Origin of the sequence: Streptomyces sp. PH10-H1 (assembly GCF_030063355.1) — a bacterium.
Lineage (GTDB): Bacteria > Actinomycetota > Actinomycetes > Streptomycetales > Streptomycetaceae > Actinacidiphila.
The window spans coordinates 69,472-92,202 of record NZ_JASISZ010000005.1 but is presented as its reverse complement, the minus strand read 5'-3'; the positions used below and the strand labels follow the sequence as shown (position 1 = coordinate 92,202).

General features: G+C 68.9%; 20 protein-coding genes and 3 pseudogenes. 13 read left to right on the top strand and 10 right to left on the bottom strand.

All coding sequences use genetic code 11. The features are described from left to right. Nucleotides 1-241 precede the first annotated feature (241 nt). From QMK24_RS05300 to QMK24_RS05290, 3 genes are all read right to left on the bottom strand, one after another. Complete coding sequence (locus QMK24_RS05300) at nucleotides 242-1,732, bottom strand: DUF1996 domain-containing protein (protein WP_283463950.1); 1,491 nt, start codon at nucleotides 1,730-1,732, stop codon at nucleotides 242-244. A gap of 4 nt (nucleotides 1,733-1,736) precedes the next feature. Next, nucleotides 1,737-2,474 carry a DUF4142 domain-containing protein gene (locus QMK24_RS05295; protein ID WP_283463949.1) on the bottom strand — a complete coding sequence of 246 codons (738 nt, stop codon included), beginning with the start codon at nucleotides 2,472-2,474 and terminating at the stop codon, nucleotides 1,737-1,739. 431 nt (nucleotides 2,475-2,905) lie between these two features. Then, entirely contained in the window at nucleotides 2,906-3,628 is a 723-nt protein-coding gene (locus QMK24_RS05290; RefSeq protein WP_283463948.1) for a maleylpyruvate isomerase family mycothiol-dependent enzyme, read from the bottom strand. Nucleotides 3,629-4,048: 420 nt separating this feature from the next. Between QMK24_RS05290 and QMK24_RS41690 the strand changes: the two are divergent. Next, nucleotides 4,049-4,417 (top strand): annotated as a pseudogene (locus QMK24_RS41690) (hypothetical protein); the annotation flags it as partial. Nucleotides 4,418-4,528: 111 nt separating this feature from the next. Then, nucleotides 4,529-6,410 (top strand): annotated as a pseudogene (locus tag QMK24_RS05285) (pectate lyase-like domain-containing protein). Nucleotides 6,411-6,488: 78 nt separating this feature from the next. Here the strand turns inward: QMK24_RS05285 and QMK24_RS05280 are convergent. The 4 genes and pseudogenes from QMK24_RS05280 to QMK24_RS41680 form a co-directional block, all read right to left on the bottom strand. Continuing rightward, entirely contained in the window at nucleotides 6,489-6,944 is a 456-nt protein-coding gene (locus QMK24_RS05280) for a hypothetical protein (protein WP_283463947.1), read from the bottom strand. Nucleotides 6,945-7,180: 236 nt separating this feature from the next. Continuing rightward, nucleotides 7,181-7,297, bottom strand: a complete 117-nt coding sequence (locus QMK24_RS41685) for a glycosyl hydrolase family 95 catalytic domain-containing protein (protein ID WP_502962485.1) — start codon at nucleotides 7,295-7,297, stop codon at nucleotides 7,181-7,183. Nucleotides 7,298-7,318: 21 nt separating this feature from the next. Beyond that, nucleotides 7,319-7,624 (bottom strand): hypothetical protein, encoded by a 306-nt coding sequence (locus tag QMK24_RS05275; RefSeq protein ID WP_283463946.1) that lies wholly within the window; start codon nucleotides 7,622-7,624, stop codon nucleotides 7,319-7,321. A 190-nt stretch (nucleotides 7,625-7,814) separates the two neighbouring features. Then, a pseudogene (locus QMK24_RS41680) lies at nucleotides 7,815-7,874 on the bottom strand (hypothetical protein); the annotation flags it as partial. Between QMK24_RS41680 and QMK24_RS05270 the strand changes: the two are divergent. The 8 genes from QMK24_RS05270 to QMK24_RS05235 all read left to right on the top strand — a co-directional run bounded on the left by QMK24_RS05270 (nucleotide 7,873) and on the right by QMK24_RS05235 (nucleotide 16,776). After that, a complete protein-coding gene (locus tag QMK24_RS05270; protein ID WP_283463945.1) occupies nucleotides 7,873-8,115 on the top strand; it encodes a hypothetical protein in 243 nt (80 codons plus the stop codon). The pseudogene QMK24_RS41680 and the gene QMK24_RS05270 overlap by 2 nt on opposite strands. A 277-nt stretch (nucleotides 8,116-8,392) precedes the next feature. Then, nucleotides 8,393-8,992, top strand: coding sequence for an acyltransferase (locus tag QMK24_RS05265; RefSeq protein WP_283463944.1), 600 nt, complete (start codon nucleotides 8,393-8,395; stop codon nucleotides 8,990-8,992). 819 nt (nucleotides 8,993-9,811) lie between these two features. Further along, nucleotides 9,812-10,981: a hypothetical protein gene (locus QMK24_RS05260; protein WP_283463942.1), complete on the top strand. Its 1,170-nt coding sequence runs from the start codon at nucleotides 9,812-9,814 to the stop codon at nucleotides 10,979-10,981. Next, the gene (locus QMK24_RS05255; protein ID WP_283463941.1) at nucleotides 10,978-11,748 is read left to right on the top strand and encodes a WecB/TagA/CpsF family glycosyltransferase; all 771 of its coding nucleotides are present in this window, start codon (nucleotides 10,978-10,980) and stop codon (nucleotides 11,746-11,748) included. Before QMK24_RS05260 ends, QMK24_RS05255 begins: the two co-directional genes overlap by 4 nt. Then, a complete protein-coding gene (locus QMK24_RS05250; RefSeq protein WP_283463940.1) occupies nucleotides 11,748-13,007 on the top strand; it encodes a nucleotide sugar dehydrogenase in 1,260 nt (419 codons plus the stop codon). The genes QMK24_RS05255 and QMK24_RS05250 overlap by 1 nt, the downstream gene beginning before the upstream one ends. A 4-nt stretch (nucleotides 13,008-13,011) precedes the next feature. Continuing rightward, nucleotides 13,012-14,121: a non-hydrolyzing UDP-N-acetylglucosamine 2-epimerase gene (gene wecB, locus QMK24_RS05245; protein WP_283463938.1), complete on the top strand. Its 1,110-nt coding sequence runs from the start codon at nucleotides 13,012-13,014 to the stop codon at nucleotides 14,119-14,121. 186 nt (nucleotides 14,122-14,307) lie between these two features. Continuing rightward, a complete protein-coding gene (locus QMK24_RS05240) occupies nucleotides 14,308-15,135 on the top strand; it encodes a YveK family protein (RefSeq protein ID WP_283463937.1) in 828 nt (275 codons plus the stop codon). A 39-nt stretch (nucleotides 15,136-15,174) separates the two neighbouring features. Further along, on the top strand, nucleotides 15,175-16,776 hold the full coding sequence (locus tag QMK24_RS05235) for an oligosaccharide flippase family protein (protein ID WP_283463936.1): 1,602 nt from the start codon (nucleotides 15,175-15,177) through the stop codon (nucleotides 16,774-16,776). 138 nt (nucleotides 16,777-16,914) lie between these two features. Here QMK24_RS05235 and QMK24_RS05230 read toward each other — a convergent pair whose 3' ends face one another. After that, on the bottom strand, nucleotides 16,915-17,223 hold the full coding sequence (locus QMK24_RS05230; protein WP_283463935.1) for a hypothetical protein: 309 nt from the start codon (nucleotides 17,221-17,223) through the stop codon (nucleotides 16,915-16,917). Here QMK24_RS05230 and QMK24_RS05225 point away from each other — a divergent pair. From QMK24_RS05225 to QMK24_RS05215, 3 genes are all read left to right on the top strand, one after another. Further along, the gene (locus QMK24_RS05225; RefSeq protein WP_283463934.1) at nucleotides 17,216-17,950 is read left to right on the top strand and encodes a hypothetical protein; all 735 of its coding nucleotides are present in this window, start codon (nucleotides 17,216-17,218) and stop codon (nucleotides 17,948-17,950) included. The genes QMK24_RS05230 and QMK24_RS05225 overlap by 8 nt on opposite strands. A gap of 11 nt (nucleotides 17,951-17,961) precedes the next feature. Next, nucleotides 17,962-18,780, top strand: a complete 819-nt coding sequence (locus QMK24_RS05220) for a glycosyltransferase family 2 protein (RefSeq protein ID WP_283463932.1) — start codon at nucleotides 17,962-17,964, stop codon at nucleotides 18,778-18,780. 139 nt (nucleotides 18,781-18,919) lie between these two features. Further along, the gene (locus tag QMK24_RS05215; RefSeq protein WP_283463931.1) at nucleotides 18,920-19,591 is read left to right on the top strand and encodes a class I SAM-dependent methyltransferase; all 672 of its coding nucleotides are present in this window, start codon (nucleotides 18,920-18,922) and stop codon (nucleotides 19,589-19,591) included. Here the strand turns inward: QMK24_RS05215 and QMK24_RS05210 are convergent. Then, nucleotides 19,545-20,531 (bottom strand): glycosyltransferase family 2 protein, encoded by a 987-nt coding sequence (locus QMK24_RS05210; protein ID WP_283463930.1) that lies wholly within the window; start codon nucleotides 20,529-20,531, stop codon nucleotides 19,545-19,547. The genes QMK24_RS05215 and QMK24_RS05210 overlap by 47 nt on opposite strands. Beyond that, nucleotides 20,531-22,594, bottom strand: coding sequence for an O-antigen ligase family protein (locus tag QMK24_RS05205; RefSeq protein ID WP_283463929.1), 2,064 nt, complete (start codon nucleotides 22,592-22,594; stop codon nucleotides 20,531-20,533). Before QMK24_RS05205 ends, QMK24_RS05210 begins: the two co-directional genes overlap by 1 nt. Nucleotides 22,595-22,731 lie beyond the last annotated feature (137 nt).

Below are 22,731 nucleotides of genomic sequence, written 5' to 3'. Positions count from 1 at the left end.
CGGAAACGGGGGGAAAATTGCCCGCTCAGGACCTCCATGGAAAGGCGGCGGATGGTCTGCGGGAGGGGGCGGCGGCTGGTCCGCGACGACGTTCGGCGATGGCCCCGGAGTCGGCTCCGGGGCCATCGCCCTTCTCGGGGCAGAGCGGGGGCGTGGGGAGCGCTCGCCCCGAGGGTCCTATCGGGGGAACGCGCGCCGGCCGGTTGCGCCTGGCGCCGTCCTTCCCCTCGTCACGCCGTCGTCACGCGCACTTGCGGCCGCCGTTGATGCAGTTCACGGCTTTCTTCATCAGGCTGTCCGACATCGCGTCGATGAAGTCACCATGGTCGGTCACCGGCTTGTGCAACTGCTCCGGGAAACTGTCCACCGCGATCCGTGCACCCTTCGGGACGCTGTAGGTGATCCGCTCCACCAGCTGCGGGATCGCCTTGAAGCCCTGCCCGCAGGCGCCGTTCGCGTCCGCGAAAGCGACATGCGTCCGGTGGTTGGCGCTGTCGATGTTCTTTCCGTCCCAGCAGCTCTGGAAGGTGAAGGTGCGCACCACGTCGCTGCCCTGCGGGCAGATCGGGTACTTGTCCTTCAGCTGGCGGTTCTCGAAACCGGTGCAGCTCCATGAGGCGTTGGTATTGGCCGTGCCGTTGGTGAAGCCCTTGGCATCGCCGGTGATGATCCGCAGGAAGCGCGGCATCGCCGTCACCTTGCCGACCGGGCTGCCGTTCAGCTGGATCGTGACGTTCTTGGGCTGCAGGATCTTGCCGACGTTGGCGTCCTGGCCGCCGCCGGGCGCGTTGGCGTCGTTCTCCTGACCGCCGTTCTGCACCCGCAGCACCGGCCAGTAGTAGGCGGACTGGTCTCCGTTGCTGCAGGTCGTGCCCGCTGCGGCGAGACTGTCATTGGTGGAGAAGGCATCCGTGGTTTTGTTGCCCACGTAGTCGTGCATATGGTGGGCGCCATTGCTCACACCGGGTGCGACGATGACGTTGTCGGGGTTGAGGTGCCCGTTCTCGTTGCGGCCGCACTTCGAGGCGAAGGTGCCGGTGGAGGCGCCGGCCCCGGCGCGGGGCGCCTTCACGTTCGGCCTGACCTTGGTGATGTCGACGAAGTCGGCACGCGACGGGCCCTTGCCCTGGCTCTGCGCTTGCGGGGCCTGCGCGCTCTGCGAGTTCTGCGAGTTCGGCGAGTTCGGCGTACCTTGGCCGTTCTGCGCTACCTGCCCGTTCTGAACGTTCTGCTGGCTCTGCTGGTTCTGCGCGGCATTGGGGTCGCTCTGCGCGCCCGCGCTGTCGGCGGGTTTCATCTGGCAGGTGCTCAACGCATCGAGCCCGGCGGGGGGTTCGGACACCTGGGCTATCGCATCGGAGATGCGGGTGATCGTCCCGCTGCGCTCCTGTTGCAGATTACTGAGCAAGGAGGCGCTGTCCGACTGCCCGGACGCCATCTGTTTGTACGAATCCGCGACCTGCGCGTCGAGTTGTGCGAGATTCTGATCGACCGCCGGCTTGGCCTCTTCCGGGACGGTTTGCAGCTGGTCGCCCACATCGGGACAGGCGATGGTGGCCGCTCCCGTCCCCGCCCCCGTCACCGACTGCGTCTGCCCGGCGTCCGGCGTCGCGTTGCCGGCGGAGGCGTTCGCCGCGATGAACGCGGCCCCCCCGCTGCCCAACACCAACGCGGCGAGCACCGCGACGGCCTTGTTGGGCAGACGGGAGCGTTTATGGTCCTTCTGACTCATGAGATCACTTCACTTCACTTCGTCGTTCCGGAGTCGAAGCGGAAGCCGTGATGATGACCACGGGCTTCCCGGAGGAGGGCGTGCTCCCGTCGGCGAGCGCGCCGAAGTCGACGAGCCCGGTGTCCTCGAGAACCGAGATGTGGTCGAGGACCACGGCATTGGCCCGCGTGGCCAGGGACCGGACCATGGTGTTACGGGTCTGCCCCCGCACCTGCGCCACGAGCGCGAACACCTTTCCGTGCGCACGGCGCAGGAGATTGACGAACAGCCGGTCGTAGTCGGCCCCTTGAGCACCGTCGAGCTGGGAGAGCCAGCCCTGCTGCTCCTTGCTGGGCTGGCTGGGCAGGTCGACGCCGAGGGCCTTGCCCACCGCGTTGACCCGCATGTCCAGCTCGGTGTGCCCCTCGATGAGATGGGTGCCCGCGATTCTGACCGATTCCTGCGTACCGCGCTGCTGAGCCTGTTGCCCGGCGGGGAACTCCCACAGCCCGGCGAGCCGGACCTTCCGGATGAATTCCCGGTCGATGGGTGTCAGCGGTCCGGACGGCGTGTTCACCGTCCCGCCGCCGTCGTCCGCGATCGGGCCGGCAACCGCCGCGGAACTCTGCCCGCCGAACTTCTGCATGGGGATCAACAGCGCCACGAGCGTCACCGCGAGGGCACCGATGACGAGGGCGGTTCCCACCGTGAACCGGGAACCGACGGACGCGCTGAGGACGGATCGCGGGACGAATGACCGCACAGTGCCTCCTTGCCGCTTGCCGGGAGAGGGGGCGCCAACGCGGAGGGTCCGCACCGACTTGTGGTGCGCACCGCCTTCCCGGGATGCCACCGGACGCTAGCGCCGCTTGTGGTCCTGCTGTTGAGGGATCATCACCATTGGATAAACACCTGAGCAGAACCCGGAATCGCTGGTACCGTTCCGTGCCGCGTGTGACTGGTGTGCCGGACGATGGGGCGACGACGCGTCAGCCACAGCTGCGCCCGTGGCCGCGCCCACGGTCGGTATGGGAGTTCGGTGACTCGGTGACCTACCGAGGTCTCGCCGTGTCCCCGGAACCCATGGAAGGATGCCGGTCCACCGGAGCTCTGGGGGCGGCATGGAAGCCAGCGGCAGGAACCGCGGGGAAATCCACTTCGACGGACAGCACGTGACGGTCCGGACCCAAGGGTTCATCGTGATGCGTAAGGACAAGCATCCCCTCCCGCAGATCCGCAGCGTGGAATGGAACGACGCCGGCACGTACGGGTCCGGGTCGATGTACCTCGTTCCGCACGACAGGAACGTCCGGTCCGCCTGGCGAAACAGAAGAACGTGACCGGGCCGGCCACGATCGTGCAGTCGGGGCGGCGCGGGGGTTCGGCGCTCACGGTGGCTGTGCCGTCGGTGAACGTCAGCGCGAACCGGGTGCCGCCGCGCACTCTCAGTGCGTAGCAGGCACTGTGACCGGCGGCGGCGCGCGCGTCGACCACCCGGGGCATCGCGGTGATCAGGAACGGCATCGCGAGATCGACCCGGTCGCGGTCGACCATGTGCGGTTGCCCCAGGGCCGCGGCGATGTCGTAGCCGTGCCCGAGCATGTGGGTCAGCAGATAGGAGCCGAGGGTTCCCAGGTCCATGGGCCCCAGCGGGGTAACGGTCTGCTCGTCCGCGGACCGCAGGTCGGCCGCGTCGGTGAACGCCACTGTGTGGCGGACGATCCCGTCCGCCAGGACGGACGTGTCGCGTTCGGCGAAAGCGGACAGCGACGCGGCGTTGGCAGCCGCGAGACCTCCCGGGGTGCCGTCGCCGTACGTCTGCTCGTGGCCGGCGGCGAGGGACGCCATCAGCTCGTTCGCCAGGACGAGATGTGCCGCGGACTCCCCGACGGTCCACTCCGCGCCGGGGATGGGCACCGAGGCTGTCCGTACACGACCGGAGCAGCCCGGCTATCTGCCCGGCCACGGCGCCGATGGCTTCGGACAGCTGCGGACGCACGGCAGCCTGAGGACGAGGGGTGGTCATGGTCGAGAAGTGGACCGGACACGCACATCTGTCCAGGGGCGGCAGTTCCTCCCCCGGAGACGGGTAGTGACGATCGTTCAAAGGTTGAATCCTGCCCATCTTCTTGACGGCTCGCCATGGCCACTCGACACTGCCTTACGAATCCAGGAGTTCCCTTATCCGTAGATTGAGAGCGTTCTCAATAGGTTGATTCAAAGGGTCATGGCGGGACCATGACCCTGAATCTGCAGTACTGAGCGCGATTCACCCCCCACTTCTCCGCGCTGACCTGGCGTTCACTTCGCGAACCCAGGTGAAAGGACTCCCACCCCATGCGCAGAACCTTCCCCCCGAGCCGCACCGGGCCCACACCACCCCCGTACCGGCGCACCGTCGCCCTGCTGGGCGCCCTCCTTCTCGCACTGGCCGGGCTGCTGGGCCTCACCCAGGTCGCAGGGGTCGCCTCGGCCGACGCGTCCGACTACACCCAGAGCGTCACCCAACTGAACGCGACGCAGGCGCAGATCTCGTTCACGCCCACCACGGCGGCGCTCTACGTCGATGTGCACTACCTCGTGAACAGTGCGAACCAGCTGAACTTCCGTATGACCAACAGCGCCGGCACCTGGACGCGGACCGTCAGTTCGCTCACCACCGGCACGGTCCTGGAGTACTGGTTCACCTACGAGAAGAGCGGTCCGCAGTACGACACGCCGCACTTCACCTACACACAGGGCGGCGGCGGCACCGGCGGATCGGTCGTCACACCGACGTTCAGTCCGGCGGGCGGCACCTACACGTCGGCCCAGACCGTGACGTTCGCCGACGCGACCGCCGGTGCGAGCATCCGCTACACGCGTGACGGCTCCACGCCCACCGCCACCTCCACCCTCTACAGCGGCCCGATCAGCGTCGCCGCCACCACCACGGTCAAAGCCATCGCCTTCAAGTCCGGCCTCACCGACTCCGCCGTGGCCACCGCGATCTACACCATCGGCACGTCGGCGGGCTGCCCCGTCCAGTCGGACACGCCGAACTTCGGCTCGAATGTGCACATATTCGACCCGACCATGTCCAGCGCCACCATCCAGGCGCAGCTCGACGCGCAGTTCGCGCAGATGAAGGACACCAACACCGCGCAGTTCAGCGAGAACCGGGTGGCCGACCTCTACAAGCCGGGCACGTACAGCGTGCAGCACAACGTCGGCTTCTACACGTCGGTGGCCGGTCTCGGGCAGAACCCGGACGACGTGACGATCAACGGTGACGTCACCGTCGACGCGTTCAACGCCTCCGATGCGGGCAACGCGACGCAGAACTTCTGGCGCTCCGCCGAGAACCTGGCCATCAACCCCTCCAGCGGATCCAACCGCTGGGCCGTGGCACAGGCCGCCCCGTTCCGCCGGATCGACGTCCACGGCGGGCTGCAGCTCTTCCCGGCCAGCTACGGCTGGGCCAGCGGCGGCTATGTCGCCGACACGAAGGTCAGCGGTCAGGCCGCTTCCGTCTCGCAGCAGCAGTGGTACACCCGGGACAGCAGCCTCGGGAGCTGGGCCGGCGGCGTGTGGAACATGGTCTTCTCCGGCACCACCGGCGCCCCCGCGAACACCTTCCCGAACCCGCCGGAGACCACCCTGGCCACCACCCCGGTCTCCCGCGACGTGCCGTATCTGTACATCGACGGAACCGGCAAGTACCGGGTGTTCCTGCCGTCGCTGCGGACCAACGCCTCCGGCCCGAGCTGGGCGAGCGGCAGTACGCCCGGGAGCTCGCTGCCCATGAGCCAGTTCTACGTGGTCAAGGCGGGCGACACGGCCGCCACCATCAACGCCGCCCTCTCCCAGGGTTGCAATCTGTTCGTCACCCCGGGCGTCTACCACCTGAACCAGACGCTCAACGTCACCAAGGCTAACACGACCGTCCTCGGCATCGGCTATCCGACGTTCGTGCCCGACAACGGGGTCAACGCGATGCAGGTCGCCGACGTGGACGGAGTCCGGCTCAAGGGCCTGCTGTTCGATGCCGGCACCACCAACTCGGCCGCCCTGCTGACGGTCGGACCGGCCGGATCGTCCGCGAGCCACGCGGCCGACCCGACGACCGTCCAGGACGTGTTCTTCCGGATCGGCGGCGAGTTCGCGGGCAAGGCGACGACCAGTCTGATCGTCAACAGCAACAACACGGTCATTCGACCACATCTGGGCCTGGCGGGCCGACCACGGCAACGCGGGCACGGTCGGCTGGACGACCAACACGGCGGACAACGGTCTGATCGTCAACGGCGCCAACGTCGAGGCGACCGGGCTGTTCGTCGAGCACTACCAGAAGTACGAAGTGATCTGGAACGGTCAGAACGGCAAGACGATCTTCTTCCAGAACGAGATGCCGTACGACGTGCCCAACCAGGCCGCATGGAACAGCTCGGCCGGAGTCAACGGCTACGCCGCCTACAAGGTGGGCGCGGGCGTCACCACCCACGAGGCGTGGGGGCTCGGCAGCTACTGCTACTTCAACGTCAACCCGGCGGTGAACAGTTACCACGCATTCGAGGTGCCGAACACCTCCGGTGTGAGGTTCCACGACGCCCTGACCGTGTCGCTCGGCGGCGTGGGCACCATCACCCACGTGATCAACGACACGGGGGCGATCACCCCCGCCAACACCACTCCCAGCAATGTCGCCGCCTACCCGTGAGGCGGTGAGCTGACGTGAAGAGGTCCGGGGCTCCTCGCAACTGCGGGGAGCCCCGGACCGCCGCCGTGCCGATACGACTCAGGCGCCCGGCGTCATCGGTTCCGTCGGTTCCATCGGCTCGATCGGGTCCCTGAGCTCGACCTGATCGCGGCTGAGCCCGGCCGCTCGCGCCTTTCGCGAGATGAACAGCTCCTGCACCACCCGGGACGTGTCTTCGTTGACGCTGCCCAGTCGTTCGCCCGTCGCGATGTTCACGACGTCCTTGATCGAGGCGAGAGACATCGGCCAGATCGCCGTCTGGGTGACGGAGAACCCCAACGGAGCCGCCACCGCTCCGGCTCGCTCGGCGCAGGCCTTTTCGACCTCCTCCGTCGGCCAATCCGAGCCATCGTGGAATCGGGCGTCGATGGCGCCCGTCCGGTAGGCGACCCCCTTTGCCGTGATGCCGGCGGAATGAAGGGCTGCGAGTGCATCGCCCAGACGCTCGGGCGGGCCTTCAACGCGGACGGTCACGGTGCCTTGGGGTATGTCCATCCCCCGACCGTAGCCCTCAGGTGCCGCTGCCCCGTGATGCGCCGGCAGAAATGTCCCTTTTCTCACCTTCATGAGCGTGTCTTCATGCGACCTTTCGTCGCCGTTGACACACGGCACCCCCGGATCGGCCGGATGGTGGTCGGCGGCTGACGGCTCAGAGGGCTGTTCGGCGCCAGTGCTGGCTTTGGGTGCCGGTGTCGGGCTGTTGCACGACGGCCGCGAGGTCGGCGGTGGAGTTAGTTCATCTGGACGTTGATGTCGGTGTGGTAATCGCCCATCCAGTCGGGGTCGTTCCGGTCCAGCCACAGGCCCTGGAGGTTCAGCGGAACACTGCCGTGCGAGCCGGTGATCATCAGATAGCGGCCGAACTGCAGCTAGCTCGACTCCAGTTCGGGGTCGGGTTTGGAGCTGGACGCGGCGCGGGCGGTGAGCCGGGCTGCCGTGTCCAGGGCCCGCTGCGCGGCTGTCGATGTACCGAGGCTGACTGTCATTGTATTGAAGAGCGCCTGGTAGTCGGCGACATGGGTCGCGAGCAGGGCCGTGCCGCCGGTCGCGGCGGCACGGGTGCCCGCGATGCTTCGCGGATCGGCGGCCGGGTTTTTGAATCCGACGGCGGTCGGGGAGTAGTTGGTGCCGCCGCTGATGACGATCAGCACCTCGGAGCAGCCGGTGAACGTCACGTCGGAGCCGGCGGCGGTAGTCGGTGACCGCCGCGGTGGTGTGCGCCGGGAGGGTGAGGAACACCTTGGCCAGCAGTCCGAAGGTTCCGAAGTTGCCGGTGTCGTAGGGGAACTGCCCGTCGGAGCCCAGGTCGGTGTTCGGCCCGCCCGTCCACAAGGTGGCGTCGGAGAGGTAGAGGAAGTCCTGCGAGGGATGGCCGCCGACCAGAGCGCCGAGCCGGCCGTTGCCGATGGGCAGCCCCTGCTCCATGATCGACGCCTCGCTCGCCGGCGCCGGGTACCAGAGCGCCATGGCGTCGGCCTCGGGCACGAGTGATACCGAGGACGGGCGGCCCGGGGCCGGCCGCGTGCGCGGTGAACTGCGGCAGCCCCCCGAGGGCCAGGAACGCGCCGAGCGAGCCGCCGAGCGCGCCGCCGAGGAGGGCGCGCCGGGAGGGTGGGACCGCTTCGGAGTGGTCCGTGCGGTGGGGGTCGAGAGGTCGGGACATTGACGTTCCCTTCAAGGGGCGCACCGGACAGTTCGCGTCTACGCACATCAAGTCATCGGACGTTTGACGACGTAGTCTCCCGGCTCGCCGCGCAGGCATGTCAACACCCGCGACGCCGGAAACGCACAAGTCCAGCAGATCCGCAGAAGAGTCCAAGTCCGGTGGGGGAGAGGGCGGCCCCGTACGGAGCCGGAGAAGGCGGAGGAAACGGCCCAGGAGGATGCCAACGCCTATGCTCGGCCTGCACATTCCGTGCACCCCCGCCGGAAGGGACAGCGCCGTGAGCGTCAGGATTCAACCCACTTCGCAGGTCGATGACACAGCCGAGCTCGGCGACGGGACCACGGTCTGGGATCTGGCGCAGATCCGCGAACAGGCCCGGCTCGGCCGCAGTTGCATCGTGGGCCGGGGCGCGTACGTCGGTCCGGGTGTGCGGATCGGCGACAACGTGAAGCTGCAGAACTACGCGCTGGTGTACGAGCCCGCCGAGCTCGGCGACGGTGTGTTCGTCGGCCCTGCCGTGGTGCTCACGAACGACTTCTACCCGCGTTCGGTGGATCCCGACGGCAAGCAGAAGCGCGGCGGGGACTGGGAGGCCGTGGGTGTACTGGTCGCCGAGGGCGCCTCGCTCGGCGCCCGTTCCGTGTGCGTCGCGCCGGTGCGCGTCGGCCGCTGGGCCCTGGTCGCGGCGGGCGCCGTGGTGACCCGGGACGTGCCGGATTTCGCGCTGGTGGCAGGTGTGCCGGCGCGGCGGATCGGGTGGGTCGGCCGGGCCGGGGTGAAGTTGGCGGAGCGCGACGGCGAGCAGGATGCGTGGGAGTGCCCCAGCACCGGCGCGCTGTACGACGAGAGGGACGGCACGCTCGTCGAGCGCGGTTGATGGACCAAGAGCCTCGGCTGCCGGTGATCAAGGCTGTGCTCGCGGATGACCAAGGGCTGTGGCCGTCGGCACCGACGGGTTTCGGCCACCCCGGGTTTTGAACAGCTGACGCTCAGTCAATCTGAGCCCTGGATTCCACCCGTGATTCATCCCTGCCGAACACGGCGGAACCCGCTCTGACGTGGGCAGTTGCCGCGAATCCCGGAAACCCGGTCGCGCCTGCCCGGAAGGTTGGCGAACGTCATTTCCTCAAAACGTCAATCAGTGAACATCCGTAGGCATACCGTGTGTATGTACGCGCGAGCTGAGCACGGCAAGAAGACGTGCGCAGTGGGGGGTTGTACACGGTGGGGGCACCTGTGGCAGTTGGGTCGGAGTGAGAACCGCTCCGGCGGATGCTGCCTGTTCAAATGTGCTTGCTTCCGACACGCAGTCGGAAGGGCTCGCAGTCAGTGCGTCGTCGGATTGGTTCACGGCATCGGTGGGGCGATGCCGGCGACCCAGCACGAGCAGCGTCACATGTGCCCCGTCCGTGGAGCGACACCCGCAGGTCAGAACGAGGAGTGACCAGAGGGGGGTAGGTGTGTCAGAGCCGTACAGCTCGGACATGAATGGTCCGCGCATCCGTATCGCCGACGCGCCCGATTCGCCGGGTGCGCGCAGCGGGAACCGTCGGGGGGACCGACGGCATGATCGACGAGTCCTGCCCGGAGAGGCCGGAAGCACGAGCGATGGCCTTGGGGCCCTGTGTACCGAACCGGCCGTCCGCGTCGAGCCGGCCGTCCGCGTCGGACCGGTCGGCAGCGGGGTGGGGGTCCGATGACAACCAGACGCTTAGTGGCTCTCGCCCGCGAGGACCTGCCGTTGCACGCCCTCGCTCAGCGGCTGCTCGCGGTGGCCGAGGCAGGGCTGCCCGCGATGTACCTTCCGGGCGGCGACACCTTTGTCTTCACCATGTCCGGGACCGCGGCACCCGACGGTTCCTGGCGTCTGGAGCAGCGGGGAATCAGCACCCGGTATGCGGCCATCACCGCGCTGGGATCCCGGCTCCTGCCCGTGGACCGGCAGCGCGCCGTGCTCGGCGGGCACACCGTCGAGGAGTTCGTCGGCCTGCTGATCCAGCGGCTGCCCGAGGTGAGGAATCTCGGTGACGCGGCGCTCATCGCCTGGGCCGCCGCCGAGACCGAGCACCCCAAGCTGCCGGACGCGCTCGAACGGGTCGCAAGCCTGGACGACCACGGCCGGCCGCAACACACGGTCGAGGCGGCATGGGTGCTGTCCGCCCTCGCGGCCGCTCGCGGCACCGTGGACGTCGAGAGCCGTTTCGCCGCGGCCCGGGACCGCCTGCTGCGGGCCAGGATCGGGGACAGTCCGCTGTTCCCGCATGCCACAGGGCCGGGCCTGGTGCCCTGGTACCGGTCGCATGTGGCCTGCTTCGCCGACCAGACGTATCCGCTGCAGGCCCTTGCCCGCGCGCATGCGAGCGGCGGCGATCCGGAGGCGCTCGCCGCGTCCGAGGCCTGCGCCGCGCGCATCTGCGCGTTGCAGGGTGACGGCGGGCAGTGGTGGTGGCACTACGACGCGCGCCGGGGCAGTGTGGTGGAGGGGTATCCGGTCTACAGCGTGCATCAGCACGCGATGGCTCCGACCGCCCTGTTCGACCTCACCGACGCGGGCGGCAGCGATTTCAGCGCGTCGATCCGCAGCGGGCTGCGCTGGATGACGGAGGTGCCGGAACTCGCGGCAGCTCCGGGGAGCCCCGGCGAGCCGATGATCCTCGACGAGCTGGGAGTCACCTGGCGCAAGGTCTACCGCGGCGATCCGAAGAAGGCCGTCCGCGCCGCCCGCGGCCTCACCACCCGGGTGGTGCCGAGTCTCCATCTCGGGCCGCTCGACCGGTTGTTCCGGCCCGCTTCGGTGGACCGCGAGTGCCGACCGTACGAATTCGGCTGGATGTTGTACGCGTGGCTCGGGGGAGCGCAGAAATGACACAGCGGCAAACCCTGTTCGGGGTCCGGCTGGACGCACTGACCATGGACGAGACCGTGCAGCGCTGCCTCACCGCGGTGCGCAACGGTGAACAGCTGGAGATAGGGATGGTGAACGCCGCGAAGCTGGTGAACATGCGGCGCGATCCGCGGCTCTCCCACGCGGTGGCCGGATGCGACCTCGTCCTCGCCGACGGGCAGGCGGTGGTCTGGGCCGGCCGGGTGCTGCGCGCGCGGCTGCCGGAGCGGGTGGCGGGCATCGACCTGTTCATGCGCCTGCTCGCCGCGGCCGAGTCGGCGGACATGTCCGTCTACTTCCTCGGTGCCAAGCAGGAGGTAATGGACCTGATGCTGGTCCAGGTGGCCAAGCGCTTCCCGGACCTGCGGGTGGCCGGCAGCCGGAACGGCTACTTCGACGACTCCGAGCAGGAGGCGGTCGCCGACGCGGTCTCCGACAGCGGCGCACAGATGCTGTTCCTCGGCATGACGTCGCCCAAGAAGGAGATCTTCACCGCCGGCTACGGCAAACGCACCGACGCCCATGTGGTGCACGGTGTCGGCGGCTCCTTCGACATCCTGGCCGGAGTCACCAAACGGGCGCCCGAGTTCTGGCAGCGCATGGGCCTCGAATGGCTCTACCGCACGCTGCAGGAACCACGCCGGCTGGCCAAGCGCTACTTCACCACCAACGCTCTCTTCCTCCTCATGACGGTCCGAGAGCTCATCCACCGCACACCGTCAACCGGTACCGCGAACAGGAGATACTGATGCGCGTCGTCGTGGTGGGACAGGGATACGTGGGGCTGCCACTGGCCATCCGTGCGGCGGAGGTCGGGCACGAGGTGATCGGCTACGACGTGGACACCCGGCGGGTCAAGAGCCTCGCCGCGGGGGAGTCCTACGTCGAGGACGTCTCCGCGGAACGGCTGCGCGCCGCGATGGATCGCGGAGCGTACCGCCCGAGCGACTCGGCCCGGGACTGCGGCGGATTCGACGTCGCCGTGGTGACCGTGCCGACCCCGTTGCACGAAGGCGTGCCCGACCTCCGGTACATCGAGGAGTCGGCGCGCACCCTCGCCCGCTATCTGCGCCCCGGAGCGACGGTCGTCCTGGAGTCGACCACGTATCCGGGCACCACCCAGGAATTGTTCGCGCCGCTCCTCGAGGACGGCTCGGGGCTGACCGCCGGCTCCGACTTCCACCTCGGCTACAGCCCGGAGCGCATCGACCCGGGAAACCCCGTCTGGGGCTTCCAGCAGACGCCGAAGGTCGTCTCCGGAGTCAACGCGGCGTCGTTGAAGGCCGTCCAGGGCTTCTACGCGGATCTCGTCGACACCACGGTGCCGGTGAGTTCGCCGAAGGAGGCCGAACTGGCCAAATTGCTGGAGAACACGTTCCGGCATGTGAACATCGCTCTGGTCAACGAGATAGCGATGTTCGCGCGCCATCTCGACATCGACGTCTGGCAGGCCATCGAGGCCGCGTCCAGCAAGCCCTTCGGTTTCATGAAGTTCACGCCGGGCCCCGGAGTCGGCGGCCACTGCCTGCCGATCGACCCGTCGTATCTGTCCTGGCGGGTACAGCGCGAGCTCGGCCAGAGTTTCCGTTTCGTCGAGCTGGCCAATGACATCAACAGCCATATGCCCGAGTACGTGACGCGCCGGGTCATCGACGCGCTCAACGTGAAACGCCGCTCGGTGAACGGCTCCCGCGTCCTGCTGCTGGGTCTTGCCTACAAGAAGAACACCGGCGACGCGCGGGAGTCGCCGGCGCTACGCATCTCACAACTGCTGCTCAACATGGGGGCGAAGGTCAGGGCGGCGGATCCGCATGTGGTGGAGAGCATGAAGGTGGACGCCCGGCTCGTCAGGGTTGAACCGACCCAGAAGGAGCTGGCGGCCGCCGACGTGGTCGTCCTGCTCACCGACCATGACTCCTTCGACTACAAACTCATCGAGGAACACGCCTCCTTCGTCCTCGACTGCCGTCGCCGGCTGTCGTCAGGACCCACGATCGAGGTGCTCTGAAACGATGATGAAGATCGTCTGCGTCGCGGGAGCGCGGCCCAACTACATGAAGATCAAACCGGTGATGGACGCCCTGGAGCGCCGGGGCGCCGAGGTGGTCCTCGTCCACACCGGACAGCACTACGACGAGTCCATGAACGATGTGTTCTTCCGGGACCTCGGCATCCGTCCTCCCGACCGCTTCCTCGGCGTCGGGTCCGGCAGCCATGCCCAGCAGACCGGACGGGTGATGGCGGCATTCGAGCCGCTGCTCGACGAGGTGGCCCCGGAAGCGGTGGTCGTGGTCGGCGACATCAACTCCACCCTGGCCTGCGCCCTGGTCACCGCGAAAGCCGGCCCGCTGCTGGCCCATGTGGAGGCCGGCCTGCGCAGCCGTGACTGGAGCATGCCGGAGGAGGTCAACCGCGTCGCCACCGACCGGGTCAGCGACTATCTGCTGGCCCCCTCGCCCGACGCGGCCGTGAACCTGCGCGCCGAGGGCTACCGGGACGACCAGATCCATGTCGTCGGCAACGTCATGATCGACACGCTGCTCGCCAACCTGGACCGGGCGCGAGAGTCGGACATCCTGGAACGGTACGGGCTGACCCGGGGCGAGTACGGCCTGGTCACGCTGCACCGGCCGGCCAACGTGGACGATCCCGAGGCCCTCACCGCGCTGCTGAAGGCGCTGGGCGAGATCGCCGGCCGCTGTCCGCTCGTGCTGCCCGTGCACCCGCGGGCGGCCGGGCGGCTGGCCGAACTCGGCGTGCCCGGCGGCATCCGGCTCGTCCCGCCGGCCGGATATCTCGACTTCATCGCCCTGCAGGACTCCGCCCGCGTGGTGCTGACCGATTCGGGCGGCATCCAGGAGGAGACCACCGCACTGGGTGTGCCGTGTGTGACCCTCCGGGACAACACGGAGCGCCCGATCACCGTCGAGCAGGGCACCAATGTGCTGGCGGGCCGGGATCCGGAGCGCATCGTGTCCACGGTGAACCGGGTGCTGGACAACCCGCCCGCGCCGCGCTGCCCGGAACTGTGGGACGGCCACGCGAGCGACCGGATCGCCCAGGTCCTGTTGGGGGGAGGTACCGCGCACGACCGGCCGCGGCCCACCGATATACATTACTGATCCACTGTCAGCCCGGCGCAGCACACACGATAGGAACCGCGAGGGGGAACACCGTGACTCCTCCGCCCCGTGAACGGGGTGGCTTCTCATGAGGCTCCGTAGAGTCGCATGACGGCCAAGCCCTGACCGCTGTCCGTGGACAGGTCATTGATGCTACTACGACACTCCACGCCGTGAAGGAGGGAAATGGATCTCGCAGAGATCTGTCGGGTCATGCGCAGGCGCTGGTACGTCCTGCTGCCCGGACTGCTGCTCACCGCGGCTCTGACGGCCGGCGTCTACCTGGTGGTTCCGGTCAAGTACCAGTCGCAGAGCACGGTGGGACTCCTCAACTCCCAGAAGGCCACCGTCGCCTTCGACGGGAATCCCTTCCTGAGCACGCAGACCTCGCTCACCGGAATGGCCGACAGCCTCGCCCGGAACTTGAACTCCGACGCCTCGATCACCGAGCTCAAGGCGCGGGGTCTCACCGGGATCTATCAGGCCATGATCGCCGACAACGCCCAGGGCCCGCTCATGTGGTTGACCGTCACCGGCACCGACAAGGCCGGCGTTCTCGCCTCGGACCAGATCCTGACGGCCTACGCCGCGGAACGGCTGCAGCAGTTCCAGACGCAGCAGTCGGTCGCCCCGAAGGCCATGATCCGCATGACGACGATCGTGCCCCCGCAGAACCCGGTGCCCCAGACCAAGACCAGGCTCCAATACCTCATCATGGCCGGCCTGCTGGGGTTCGTGCTCAGCATGGCGGGCACCTTCTTCGTCGAGGCCCGCCTACGGCCGCACAAACTTCCGCCGTCCGTGGACGACGACGCCGATGACGTGGCGGACGCAAATTCGGACGAACAGCGGACCACCGGGCAGCAGGCAGTCGGAGAGCCGGCGGCCGGACAACCGCCCGCCGGGCAGCCGACGGCAGGACAGCCCGCCGGCCGGCCGGCCCCTCGGTGGTCGAAGCCGGTCGAAGAAGCTCAGCCGGACGCAACCGAGACCGAAGCGCACCGGTTTGTGTGACCCGCGCATCCTACGAGCCGCTCGACAAGGAATCGTCTCATGGACAGGGCACGCTTAACGGCCGCCCCGGGCGACGAAACGCCCGCCGAGACCGGGCTCCCCGTCCCCCGCGTTCCCCTCGGAGCTGAGTCCGGAGCTGAGTCCGGAACTGAGCAAGGAGCCGAGTCAGGACCCGCTCCCGCCCCGCCGTCGCTGGGCCAGAAGGTCCGTTCCGCTGCCCAGTGGAGCCTGATCAACACCGTGGTCATGCGGCTGGGCAACTTCGCGACCGGGATCGTGCTGGCGCGCTTCGTCCTGGGACCGGCGGAATGGGGCGTGTACGGAATCGCCCAGACGGTGCTGCTGGTCCTGCTGTCCGCGAACGAACTGGGCGTCGGGCTGGCCATCGTGCGCTGGGAGGGAGACGCGCGCCGGTTCGCGCCGACCGTGCTGACCCTCAGCACGCTCTCCAGCTGTGCGCTGTACGTGGCGCTGTTCGCGGCGGCCCCGACGGTGGCCCGGCTGCTCGGTTCGCCGGACGCCTCGGGTGTGCTGCGGGTGATGTGCATCTGCGTGGTGCTCGACGGGCTCTCCCAGGTGCCCGCGGGCTTCCTCACCCGGGAGTTCGCCCAGGGCAAACGGATGGTCATCGACGCGCTCAACTTCGTACTCAGCACCGCGGTGACCCTGCTGCTGGCCTTCGAGGGCTGGGGCGCGATGAGCTTCGCCTGGGGAGCCGTGGTGGGGAACGTCGCGGCCCTGATCGGCTGCTGCCTGGCGGCGCCGGGGACCCTGCGGTTCGGCTGGGACCCGGAGCAGGCCCGGGTGCTGCTCAGGTTCGGGCTTCCGCTCGCGGGGGCCAGCATGCTGGCCCTCGGGGTGGTCAACGTGGACACCATGGTGGTGGGCTCGACACTGGGCAAGGTGTCCCTGGGCTTCTACGTGCTCGCGTTCAACATGTCCGGCTGGCCCGTGCGGATCATCTCCGAGGCGGCACGCCGGGTCTCCTTCGCCGGCTTCTCCCGGCTGGCCGAGTCGCCGCAGGCGCTCGCGCAGGGCTTCAGCCGTGCCCTGGGCGTCCTGATCACCGGCACGGTTCCGCTGTGCGTGCTGCTGGCCATCCTCGCGGGCCCGCTCGTCGAACTCGTCTACGGGAGCCAGTGGCTTCCCGCCGCCAAGGCGCTGCCCTGGCTGATGGCCCTCGGCCTGGTCCGTATCGGGTGCGAGCTCGCCTATGACTGCCTGGTCGCGATCGGTCAGCGCCGGTCGCTCATCATGGTGCAGGGTCTGTGGCTCGCCGTCCTGGTCCCCGTGCTCGTTGTCGCCGCCCGCGCCGACGGAATCGTCGGCGTCGCGCAGGGCCATGTGCTGGTCGCCGGCGGCATCGTGGTGCCGGTGTTCCTTTTCGTTCTGAGCCGGGGAGGCATAAGACTCGGTTCGATCGCCAGGGCATGCGCGTGGCCCTTCCTCGGCGGAGCCGTGATGGCCGCGATCATCATCGGCTTGGAGCGGTACTTCGGCGACAGCCGGCTCGCACTGCTCGCCATCGGCACGGCCGCCCTGGCCGGCTACGTGGTGTGCGTACTGCCCAGCCGCGGCTTCCTGCTCGGCTCCCGCCCCAGTGGTGGCCGCCACCGGGCAAAGCACCGAAAATCCGCATGAATTCACCAGGGCACCGGGACACTGGGACACCAGGCCCGGCGCCGGGTACGGACGAGACCACGAGGTGGGTCGCATGGTACGGAGAAGAAGCCGCCTATTGCTCGCGGGGGTGCTGCTGGCCGTTGTGCTGACGGTCTTTCAGGCATCCCGCTCCGGTGTGGGCGAGCATTCGGTCGCGGCCTGCCCGGACAGCGCGATGACCTGTGCCCCCGGAGCGTCCGCCGCTACCGGTACCGGTCCGGACACCGCTGGTGGAACGGCCGCAGCAGGGCCCGGCCGGACGGCGTCCGCACCCGGCTCGACAGCCAGTCCCCCCGCTACCGGCGGTACCGAGCAGCCCCCGGCGACGGGCAGCTGTGCGTCCCCCAGCGCCTGCCGCTTCCCCGATGCCCGTACGACCGGTCCGCGCACCGCCCTGACGCCCCACAGCACCGGGGCCTTGAGCATCCATGACGACGGTACGGTCATCCAGGGCTGGGACATCACCGGCTCGCTCGACATCTACGCGAACAACGTCACCGTCATCGACAGCAGAGTCACCTCCACGAACTGGTGGGGCATCAACCTGCGCGCCGGGTTCAGCGGCCTGCGGATCCTGCACACCACCATCACCGCGGTGCCGGGCAAGGGCCCCGACAACGGCGGCGAGGACTACGCGGTTTCGAACATGGGCGGTAGCTCGGTCGAGGTCGGCTGGTGCGACGTCTCGGTGTACGGGGATGCGCTGTCGATGGGGCAGGGGAACATCCACGACAACTATGTGCACGACATCGCCCCGTTCCGGAACCTGGGTGGCGAGTGGCAGCACACCAACGCGGTGATCAGTGACGGCGGCAACAAGGGAACCCTGACCATCCGGCACAACACGCTGCTGAATCCGGTGAGTTCCGATCAGGGGGCCTCCGGGAGCATCGGCCTGTTCGCGGACACCGGTGTCGTCGCCAACGCGACCGTGGACGGCAACTGGCTGGCCGGCGGGGCGTACGCACTGTACGGCGGTGGCAAGGGCGCCACCGGAATCAAGGTCACGAACAATGTCTTCTCGGTGCAGTACCACCGTGGCTCCGGCGCGTACGGTGCGGTCGCCGCCTGGAACGCGGCCGGCGCCGGAAACGTGTGGAGCGGCAACCGCACCTCGGACGGCCGCCCGGTCAACCCCGAGCCGTCCCCGTGAGAAGGAACAAGATGCGACGTATCGCCCGGGCGCCCTGGTCACTGCTCAAGTGGGCCTTCGGCTGGCTCGTGCTCTTCGAGACCAGGAACAAGGTCCTGCTGGCGCCCTCCGCCCTGCGGCTGCGACGCTTCGAGGACGCCGAGACGCGACGACTGGCGCCCACCCTTCCGGCGCCCGCCGCCACCGCCCTGGTCGCCACGGTGGTCGCCACCCACCGCCGCCCCGAGGCGCTGCTGGCAGCCGTGCGCTCGGTCCTGGACCAGACCGTGCGGGACCAGGTGGTCATGGTTGTCGACGACGGTGCCGGGCTGCCCGAACTTCCGGATGACCCACGGCTGTTCGCCGTCTCGCTGGCGCGGAACACGGGCACCGCCGGGGTCGTCCGCAATGTGGGCATCAGACTGACCCGGTCGCGCTACGTGGCCTTCCTGGACGACGACAACCTGTGGGAACCGGACCACCTCGAGCAGGCGCTCGCCGTGCTGGAGGCACCTGACGGCCCCGACGGTGTCTACACGGCGCTGCGCCGCGTCCTGCCCGACGGGAGTGAACGGGACATCCTCTCGGTGCCCTTCGACCGCCGCCGGGCCGCCCGCGAGTCCTTCCTGGACACCAACGCCTTTGTCGCCCGCCGCAATCGCTCCCTCTACTTCAGCCGGCTGCGCCGGGCGCCCGAGGTCCTGCCCCGTGAGGACTGGGAGCTCATCCACCGGTACGGTCGCAGACACCAGGTGCGGCACGTGCCGTATCCCACCGTCCGGTACCTGGTGAACCCGTCGAGCTTTTACACGGAGTGGGAGCAGCCGGACCCGCCGCGAGCGTCCGGCTGAATCCGCACGACCGCCTGAGAAGTGGCCCTGCCCCGCGTACCGTTGCGCCTACAGCTCGCGCACCACACCGTTCGTACCATGCCCGTTCGTGCAGCGGCTCGACCCTGTCCCGGCGGTCCAATCCCAGGTGGTTTATTCGATGCCCGGCCCCCGTGCACTCCGCAACCGTTTCGTCGACGCTCCCGGCTCGGTCGGTGAGCGCCTCCGCGTCGCCCGCTGGGAGCGGTTCCGGCGCTGTTTCCCCGGCATTGAGGACATGAGCGTCGTGGACCTGGGCGGCACCGCCGAGATGTGGCTGCGAGCGCCGCTGCGCGCCAAGCACGTGCACCTGATCAACCTGGAGGAGCACCCGGCCGAGCTGCCCGACTGGATCACCGCGGAGGTCGCCGACGTGACCGATCCGGCGGTCGCCGCCACCCTCGGCGGCCACGACCTGGTGTTCTCCAACTCGACGATCGAGCACGTCGGTGGCCACAGCCAGCGCCGGCGGTTCGTCGCCGCGGTCGAGTCGCTGGCGCCGCAGCACTGGATTCAGACGCCCTACCGCTACTTCCCGGTGGAACCGCACTTCCTGGCACCCGGGTTCCAGTTCCTGCCGCTGGCCGTCCGGGCCCGTCTGGTGCGGCACTGGCCCCTCGTCCACAGCCGCCCCGGCAGCCCGGACGAGGGGATGAGCGCCGTGGTCAACATCGAGTTGCTGACCCGCGCCGAGATGCGGTATCTGTTCCCCGGCTCGGTACTGCTCAACGAGCGGGTACTGGGCATCACGAAGTCGTTGACAGCGGTGCGTGCGGAGCAGGACCCGGTGTAGCGCGCAGCTGCTCCGAGCTGAGCAGGGCCGCTGCGGCCGCCCTGCTGGGCGCCTGGCCGAGCGCGGCCCGCGAGGTCTCCCGCAGTAGAACGGCCGCCCGGAAAAAGGCGGTTGCCACGGCTCCGTGCCTGCGCCGGTACAGCCGGACGCGGTTGAGGGTCAGCAGCGTCCACAGGCGTGGCGAGACCCTCGAGTCGCCGCCGAGGTGGGTGGCACGGGCTGCGGGCGCCAGACAGGTGGCGTAGCCGTGATCCCCGGCGCGCAGGCAGTACTCGGTCTCCTCCGAATAGAGGAAGAACGACTCGTCCCACAGCCCGCAGGCGTCCAGGCACTGCCGTGACAGTGCCATCAGGGCTCCGGCCGCCCAGTCCGCCCGCGTCGCCCGTGTGTACGCGGCGGGGTCGGTGACCAGTTCGCTCCAGCGCGGGAAGCGGCCTGCCCGGCGGTTGCCCAGTACCGCTTCGCCGAAGGCCCGGGTCACGCTCGACTCGCGGCGCAGCGAGTGGACGAGCGTGCGGTTGTCCTCCTCGTACAGCAGCGGGACGCTGATCCCGATGTGGGTGCCGTCGGGCAGGGGAGTGCCGAGCGCGTCCATGAGGACCTTGGCGCAGCCCTGCCCCATGCGGATGTCGGGGTTGCACACCAGCGCCGCCCGGTAGCCGCCGTCCCACTCCGCGGCGGCGTTCAGGGCCGCGTTGACGCCGGCGGCGTATCCGGCGTTGCGGCCGGTCTGGACGATCACGGCCCCGGGCGCGAGGGCGCGCACCAGGTCGACGGTGTCGTCGGCCGAGTCGTTGTCGGCGACGACGAGCCGCCAGTCGAGCCCGTCCATGCCCTCCGGGAGCGATGCGATGAACTCCGGAAGCACTGCGGCGCTGTTCCAGGTGACGACAAGGACGGCGACGGGGCCGGTGCCTTCGGCCTCGGTCTGGAGGGGCATCAGGACTCCACGAGTTGGGGTTCGGCCTCGCGCCGGGCGGGCGCGGCGCGAGGTGCGGGTGGTGCGGATGGTGCGGCAGGAGCGCCGGCCGCGGCTTCAGCGGCAGCGGCGTCGCGCCGGATGAAGCCGAGATAGCTTCCGCCGGCACCGAGGGTCAGGAAGAACATTCCCGCGAACATGGGGAAGCTGAGGGCATCGAAGGTGGCGCTGATGACGAGGGCGGTCACGGCCGAGGCGAAGAACGCCTGCCCGAGCTCCCGGTCGGACTCCGTGCGGGCCAGTCGGCGGATGGCACCGCCGGTGTGGATGCCGGTGATGAACAGGGTGAGGAGCGCGACGAGCCCCAGGGCGCCCATCTCGGCCAGGGTCAGCATGTACTGGTTGTCCGTGAAGAAGTAGAGGCTGGGCGTGAAGGTCCCGAATCCGCGTCCGAACAGGGGACGCTCGGAGAGGTAGGGGACGATCGCGGAGTACTTCACGGTGCGGGCCTGGGTGCTGCTGTCGGAGTTCGACAGGAAGGTGGCGAACAGCGTGGTGATGGTGCCGATCAGCCCGGGAATGATCACCTTGAAGCCGGCGATGGAACCCAGCAGCAGGCCGATCGCGGCCCAACGCCGTTGCGGCTTCCACCGGGGCAGCATGATCAGGGCGACGATGAGGGCGCCGATGATGGACGTCCTCGACACCGTCAGCGGCAGGGCGCCGCCCATGCTCATGACCGGTCCCCAGCGGCGGATCCAGCTGAGGTGCCGACGTACCGGGTTGAGCGCCTGCTGGACGGCGAACGGGACGAGAATGGCCAGCATCCCGCCGAACTCCAGCGGCTGCGCCGTGGTGGAGCGCGGCCGGGTGAACGAGCCGCGGTCCATGGTCGAGATGTGGGCGACGCTCGACTGCAGGCCGGGGATGTGGATGGAGTCGGCGATGTTGGTCGCGGCGAAGAAGTCGTAGTAGCCGATCACGGCAACGACGGTGCCCATCACGACGAGCCGGCGCATCAGGACCTCGAGGCGGCCGCGCTCCTGGATTCCGGCCGAGGCCAGGACCACCAGGGAGACCCATACGAGGAGACCGATGAGTCCCCGGTCGGCCCCCAGGACCTCCTTGTGTGAACTGCTGCGGTTCGCGTCCGCGATGTAGGACATCAGCACCGCGGCGGCGAGCAGGCACATCGCGACGCGCGGCAGCCGGGTCCCCGGAGCCGGGACGACGCGGCCGGCGAGCCAGGTCGCGAGATACCAGAAGAGACCGAGCAGGGCGAAGACGTTGGCCGGTGTGCCGACGCCGCCGAGCGCGGGCAGGGCGAGATCCGAGGGGATGAAGAGGGCCAGCCCCAGGTAGACGGTGAGGATCGTGGTGGCGTCCAGCCGCCGGCTCAGGAGGCCTTTGGGCGCCCGCCCGCCGGGTGGGGGAACGGCGGGAGGGGAAGGGGCGGCCGCCCCGGCGCGTTTGCGGCGGCGGGTCAAGGCGACGCTCTCGGTCACGAAGGACAGCGCGAACGCGATGGTGGTCCCGAGGATGACGACGCCCACGACCTCCTGGTACCTGCTCTTGAGCTGCGATACCGGTGTCTGCGGCAGGACGACGGGAGCGGTCTGGACGAAGTACGCGGGCGCGACCTTGGCCGTGGCCTGCAGCGCCTTCAACTGCTCGTCGGCGAAGCCGGTGATGATCGTGGTCTCCCGGAGCACCTTCGCCCGGTCGGTTCCCGTGACGGCCAGGGTGAGGAGCGGGCCCGAGGTGTTCGCCGCGAAGCCGACGGTGTAGGAGTCCGTGACACCGAGGCCGTGCAGGTCCCGGGCCGCGTCGGTCGATGCGAGGGTCCTGATCAGCACATCGGCCGTGACGACCAGTGAGCCGCCCGCGTTCGATATGGGATTGCCGAATGTGGGGGCCAGCTTGGCGACAGCCGTGGAGTCGAGTAGGGCGATGGAGCTCTGAGACTCGTAGGCCACCGGAACCGTTCGGTACAGGTACCCGCCCGCGAGAAGACTGAGCAGGGTAATGGGCACCATGAGGTACCACCGCCTGCGCAGCACGGCGATGAGCTCACTGAGGCTCACGAACCCACCCCCGGCTCGGTGCGCGGGACCGGTCGGTCCAGGGCCCCGGACCAGCATAGGACGTGCCGGTACGGGTACGGAGACGTCCGCCGCGGGATGTCCGATTCGGTGGCGGCTTCCCTTGTGTCCTGCCAGTA